Source organism: Serratia sp. 2880STDY5682894 (genome assembly GCF_001537385.1).
In the GTDB taxonomy this organism is placed as follows: Bacteria; Pseudomonadota; Gammaproteobacteria; order Enterobacterales; family Enterobacteriaceae; genus Serratia; species Serratia nevei.
Window position 1 is genome coordinate 190,838 of record NZ_FCJA01000010.1, and the last position, 6,028, is coordinate 196,865.

Genomic DNA, 6,028 nt, shown 5'->3' on the forward strand with positions numbered 1-6,028 from the left:
GTTTACGGGGTCAGGACGATCTTGCCGAACGGCCCGCGATCGAGGTGATCCAACGCCTGCGGCAGCTGATCGAAACGGTAGACCTGGTCGATCACCGGCTGCAGGTTGACGGCGTCCACGGCGCGCACCAGATCTTCCAGCGCGCGGCGGTGGCCGACGCCGATGCCCTGGATCTCCGCCGATTTCAGCAGCAGCAGGCCGGCGGGGGCGGAAATCTCGGCGCCCGCCAGCACGCCGATCACCGAGATGCGGCCACCCACCGCCACGGCGCGTACCGAGTTGCCCAGATTCGGGCCGCCGACGGTATCGATCACATGGTCGATGCCGCGATCCTGCGTCAGCGCATAAACTGCTTCCACCCAATCGCCGTTCAGTCGGTTGATGCCGTGACTGGCGCCCAGCGCCTGGGCACGCGCCAGCTTTTCATCGCTGCCGGAGGTCACATACACCTCGGCGCCGTGCGCTTTGGCGATCTGCAGCGCGAACAGCGCCACCCCGCCGGTGCCTTGCACCAGCACCGTCTCGCCGGCATGCAGCTTTCCTTGCTCCACCAGCGCGAACCAGGCAGTTAGCCCGGCGCACGGCAGGGTGCTGGCCTGCACGTCGTCCAGCGACGCCGGTGCCGCCACCAGCCAGTCCTCATGCAAAATCACATATTCCGCCAGCACGCCCTGATAGAAGCCGCCGAGGGTGTGGTAAGGCACCTGGCGCGCATTGCCGTACGGTTTTTGCCGGCCGTCGAGCCAGCCGGGGCTGAAGGTCGAGATGACCCTGGCGCCGGGTTGGAAACGGCTGACGTCGGGGCCGATAGCGTCGACCTCGCCGGCCATGTCCGAGGCGGGGGTGAACGGCTGCGGCAGCGTCAGCCCCATGCCGCTTTCAATCATCAGTTTGTCACGGTAGTTGAGCGCGACCGCTTTCACTTTCACTCTGATTTCGTGTGGCCCCGGCTGCGGGATCGCGTCGGCGGTCAACCGCAGGTGTTCACGCCCCAGGGCGTCCATCGTCCAGCGTTGCATCGTGTCGGTCATGATGTTCTCCAAAGTCAGCGATTAACGACCGGTCGATAATATCGTTGATGAAGGTTCGCCAGTGGCGATAAGATTTCCGAAGATTGTTTCTTTCAGGGCGACAAATCATGAGCGATCGGTTGAGCGGTATTTCGGTATTCGTCACCGCCGTGGAGGCGGGCAGTTTTGCGTTGGCGGCCAGCCGGCTGCACCTGTCGCGTTCGGCGGTGGGGAAAACCATCGCCCGGCTGGAACAGCGGTTGGGCGTGCGGCTGTTTCATCGCACCACCCGCAGCCAGAGCCTGACTGACGACGGCGCGTTATTCTATGAGCGCTGCCTGCGAGCGCTGGAGGAGATCCGCGGTGCGGAAACGCTGCTGGAGTCGGGCAAGCGACAGGTCAGCGGCCGGCTGCGGGTATCGATGCCGGTGCTGTTTGGCCGCATGTGCATTGCGCCGCTGTTGACCGAGCTGACACGCGAGCACCCGGGCCTGGAGCTGGAGCTGTCGTTCAGCGATCGGGTGGTGGATCTGATTGAGGACGGCTTCGACATGGCGATCCGCAACGGCACGCTGGCCAACAGCGGCGGGCTGGTGGCGCGCCGCATCGGCGATCACCGCATGGCGCTGTGCGCCTCGCCGGCCTATCTGCAGCGGTGCGGTGAACCGCACAGCATCGAACAGCTGGTGCAGCATGAGGCGGTGACCTATATGCGCGCCGGTGCGCGGCGCAGCTGGTTGGTATTGGATAGCGACGGCAAGCTGCAGGAAGTGATGCCGACTAACCGGCTGCAAATGGACGATCTGCAGGCGATTGCGGATGCGGCGACGGCGGGGTTCGGCATTGCCTGGCTGCCGTGCTGGCTGGTGCGTGAGCAGCTGTTGAGCGGGGCGCTGGTGCGCTTGCTGCGCGACCGGCCGGGCGCCGCCTTTGAAGCGCATGCGGTGTGGCCGCACACGCCTCACCTGCCGCTGAAGGTGCGGCTGGCGGTGGATACGCTGGTGAGCAAGTTGCCCGCCAGTCTGGCGTTGGTCGAGAAGGCGCTGTAGCGCGCCGGGCTCAGGAGGAGGCGCGCTTTTTACGCCAAATAACCAGCATGGCGCCCAGCAGGCCGACGAACAGCAGCAGCAGCGGCAGCAGCATCAGGCCGGTCATCACCTGGCTTTCGTAGCGCTTCACCAGCGGGATTTGGCTGAAAGCGTAGCCGAGGCCCACCAGCGCGCAAACCCAGATCGCCGCGCTCAGCCAGTTGAACACCTGAAAGCGTGAGCTGTTGAGCCCGGAAATGCCGGCCATGGTCGGCAGCAGCGTGCGCACGAAGCCGAGGAAGCGGCCGATCAGCAGCGCCGTCAGCCCGTGGCGGTTGAACAGGTTATGCGCGCGTTGGTGGTACTGTGCCGGCAGTTGCAGCAGCCAGCCTTTCACCAGGCCGGTGTGGCCCAGCCAGCGGCCCTGGATATAGCTCAGCCAGCAGCCGAGGCCGGCGGCAGCGGTCAAAATCAGCAGGGTGGGGGCAAAGCCCATCACGCCTTTGGCGATCAGCGCACCCGACAGCAGCAGCAGGCTGTCGCCGGGGAGGAAGGAGGCGGGCAGCAGTCCGTTTTCCAAAAACAGAGTGGTGAAAAGTACGGCGTAAACCACCCAAATTACGCTTGGATCGGCGAGGGCAATAAAGTCCTGCTGCCAAAGCGCATGAATAATCTCTCGTAATACATCCATTTTATGTCCTGTTGCATGCCGGTTGCGCCCGGGGTCACGTTCTCCAGGGTGCGGCGGTTACCGTATCTGACAGTTACCCGGATAGTGTACCGCTAATAGCTTAAGCCGACATTAAACGAGACGAAGAAAATTAGCGGAATCCGCCTTAGCGCACGCCGTTGAGGCGATCGAAACCGGCCGCCAGATCGGCGATCAGGTCTTCGACGTTCTCCAGGCCGATGTGCAGGCGCACCAGCGTGCCGGAGAAATCGACGCCGCCCGCCGGACGGATCGCTTCCAGCTCTTCCGGCTGGTTGGCCAGGATCAGCGACTCGAAGCCGCCCCAGGAGTAGGCCATGCTGAAGTGGCTGAAGTTGTCCAGGTAGGCGGCCAACTGCGCATCGTCCAACCGCTCTTTCAGCACGAAGGAGAACAGCCCGTTGCAGCCGCTGAAGTCGCGGCGGTAGAACTCGTGGCCCTTGCAGCTGGGCAGGGCCGGGTGATTGACCGTCGCCACTTCCGGCCGTGCCGCCAGCCAGTGGGCGACTTCGATGCTGCTGCGTTCGTGCTGCTTCAGGCGTACGCTCAGGGTGCGCAGGCCGCGGCTCGCCATGTAGGCGGTGTCGGCATCCACCATTTGCCCCATCAGGTAGGAGTACTCGCGCAGCCGATCCCAACAGCGCGCGTTGGCGACGGCGGTACCGAGCATGTAATCGGAATGGCCGATCAGGTATTTGGTGCCGGCCTGAATCGAAATGTCGATGTCGAAATCCAACGCCTTGAACAGCACGCCCGCCGCCCAGGTATTGTCGATCATGATCACCACCTCCGGCGCCACGGCGCGAATGGCCTGCACCATCGCCGGAATGTCCTGCACTTCCAGGGTGATGGAGCCGGGGGATTCCAGGAACACCACGCGGGTATTGGGTTGGATCAGCGTGGCGATGTCGGCGCCGATCAGCGGATCGAAATAGGTAGTGCTGACGTTCATGCGGCCGAGGATATGGGTGCAGAAATCCTGGGTCGGTTCGTACGCAGAACCCGTGACCAGCAGGTGATCGCCGGCGCCGACGAACGACAGGATCGCATTGGCCACCGCCGCTGCGCCGCAGGGGTACAGCACGCAGCCGGCGCCGCCCTCCAGCTCCACCATCGCATCCTGCAGGGCGAAGTGGGTCAGCGTGCCGCGTCGGCCGTAAAACAGCTCGCCGTGGGCGCGCTGCGCGGTGGCATGCTTTTTGGCGGCGACGGAGTCGAAAACCAAAGAAGAGGCGCGTTGCGTGACGGGATTGACGGAGCCCTGGGTGTAGCGTTTGCCGCGGCCGGCGCCGATCAGCGTGGTTTCGATGTGTTTTGACGTCATGGTACCTGGCTCACCTCTGGTTGCTCTGCACGTGCCCGTTTGCGATAGCCCTTACGTTAGCATGAGTTAATATAGCCATCCAGACGTTTTAACTTCTGGATACAGAAACGGCTATAATTGGCTGCCGGGCGCGCCTTTCTTGCCTCATCCTTCTGCCGGGGGGCGAGAGAGAAGCCCATTCCTCGGTCAAGACGCCGTTCGGCAGCGCGGCGTTGTTGCGCCGTTGTGGGAGAAAAGTAACGAAATAACCCCATAAAAGGGGCGTTTGGCGGTGAACGGGCGCGGATTGGCGCTTTGCGGCGGGGCTGGCTAAAATTTTCTCGTTTATTTGGTAAATAATAATGAGAACTACTATCAATCCCCGGTTGGTTTGATATGATCGCACGCTGAATTATTCCTTAATTTTGATCGGTAATGGGTGGAGGCACAGCGTGAAAACGGCTGGCAAGAATTTAAATCAAGGATCGTTCGGCCAGGGCCGGGCGCAGTGGGGCAAGGCCTTCGGCCGCAGCCTGATGGCTTCTATGGTGCTGGTCGTGGGGCTGGCCGGCAGTGCGCAGGCAGCGCCGGCGGCCAATCCGGCCGTTACCGAAAGCGTTGCGCCGACCACCGCGCCTGCACCTGCTGCAGCCGCCGCGCCGGAGAGCATCACGCCGGTGAACCCGGCGCCAACGATCCAGCCACCGGAAACCCGCGGCATGGACCTGTCCGTTTGGGGCATGTACCAGCACGCCGACGCGGTGGTGAAAGCGGTAATGATCGGCCTGGTGCTGGCCTCGATCGTGACCTGGACCATTCTGTTCTCCAAAGGCAGCGAACTGCTGCGCGCCAAGCGCCGTCTGCGCCGCGAACAGCTGGCGCTGGCCGAAGCGCGCTCGTTGGATGAAGCCTCCGAGCTGGCGCAAAACTTCGGCTCGGAAAGCGTCAGCGCGGTGTTGCTGAACGATGCGCAAAATGAGCTGGAGCTGTCTGCGGAATCTAACGACAACAACGGCATCAAAGAGCGTACCGGCTTCCGCCTCGAGCGCCGCGTGGCGGCCTACAGCCGCAACATGGGCCGCGGCAACGGTTTCCTGGCTACCATCGGCGCCATCTCGCCGTTCGTCGGCCTGTTCGGCACCGTGTGGGGCATCATGAACAGCTTCATCGGCATCGCCCATTCGCAGACCACCAACCTGGCGGTCGTGGCGCCGGGCATCGCAGAGGCGCTGCTGGCGACCGCGCTGGGCCTGGTCGCGGCGATCCCTGCCGTCGTTATCTACAACATCTTCGCCCGCGTCATCAGCGGCCACCGTGCCCAGGTGGGCGACGTGGCGGCGCAGGTCTTGCTGCTGCAGGGCCGCGATCTGGATCTGGCCGCGACGGCGGAAGCCAAGCGCTCACAGCACGCACACCAACTGCGGGCGGGGTGAGTCATGGCGATGCGCTTAAATGAAGATCTGGACGACAGCGGCGAACTGCATGAAATCAACGTAACGCCGTTTATCGACGTCATGTTGGTGCTGTTGATCATCTTTATGGTGGCCGCGCCGTTGGCAACGGTAGATATTCGCGTCGATCTGCCGGCTTCTTCCGCCAAACCGCAGCCGCGGCCGGAAAAACCGGTGTTCCTGTCGGTGAAGGCCGACAAGCAGCTCTACGTTGGCGATCAGCCGGTGAATGCCGATCAGCTGACTTCGGTGCTGGATCAACGCACTCAGGCGAACAAAGAAACCACCATCTTCTTCCAGGCGGACAAGAGCGTGGACTATGAAACGCTGATGAGCGTGATGGACACCCTGCGTAAAGCCGGCTACCTGAAAGTGGGGCTGGTGGGCATGGAAGGCGCCGCCAAGTAGTGGCAGCAAAACGATAAAGGGCGCTCAGGCGCCCTTTTTTATTGTGCACCGAAAACCCCCAGCTAGGCTGGGGGTTCCGTAAAGCTTACAGCTTTGAGTATGCTTTTAAAGCCCCTTTT

6 protein-coding genes are annotated in these 6,028 nt (G+C 62.8%); 3 read left to right on the top strand and 3 right to left on the bottom strand.

Annotated features, from left to right (window positions below):
* Positions 1-2: 2 nt before the first annotated feature.
* Entirely contained in the window at positions 3-1,031 is a 1,029-nt protein-coding gene (locus tag AWX27_RS20825; protein WP_060424786.1) for a zinc-dependent alcohol dehydrogenase family protein, read from the bottom strand.
* A 107-nt stretch (positions 1,032-1,138) separates the two neighbouring features.
* Here AWX27_RS20825 and AWX27_RS20830 point away from each other — a divergent pair, with 107 nt between their 5' ends.
* Complete coding sequence (locus AWX27_RS20830) at positions 1,139-2,059, top strand: LysR family transcriptional regulator (RefSeq protein WP_060424789.1); 921 nt, start codon at positions 1,139-1,141, stop codon at positions 2,057-2,059.
* 10 nt (positions 2,060-2,069) lie between these two features.
* Here AWX27_RS20830 and AWX27_RS20835 read toward each other — a convergent pair whose 3' ends face one another.
* Both AWX27_RS20835 and metC read right to left on the bottom strand, forming a co-directional pair.
* Entirely contained in the window at positions 2,070-2,729 is a 660-nt protein-coding gene (locus AWX27_RS20835) for a DedA family protein (protein ID WP_038879412.1), read from the bottom strand.
* 145 nt (positions 2,730-2,874) lie between these two features.
* Complete coding sequence (gene metC / locus AWX27_RS20840) at positions 2,875-4,071, bottom strand: cystathionine beta-lyase (RefSeq protein WP_038879409.1); 1,197 nt, start codon at positions 4,069-4,071, stop codon at positions 2,875-2,877.
* A 431-nt stretch (positions 4,072-4,502) separates the two neighbouring features.
* On the opposite strand from metC, the gene exbB reads away from it, so the two are divergent.
* Both exbB and exbD read left to right on the top strand, forming a co-directional pair.
* Positions 4,503-5,483, top strand: a complete 981-nt coding sequence (exbB, locus tag AWX27_RS20845) for a tol-pal system-associated acyl-CoA thioesterase (protein ID WP_072265379.1) — start codon at positions 4,503-4,505, stop codon at positions 5,481-5,483.
* A 3-nt stretch (positions 5,484-5,486) separates the two neighbouring features.
* Positions 5,487-5,909, top strand: a complete 423-nt coding sequence (gene exbD / locus AWX27_RS20850) for a TonB system transport protein ExbD (RefSeq protein ID WP_004937307.1) — start codon at positions 5,487-5,489, stop codon at positions 5,907-5,909.
* The last annotated feature ends 119 nt before the right edge of the window (positions 5,910-6,028 follow it).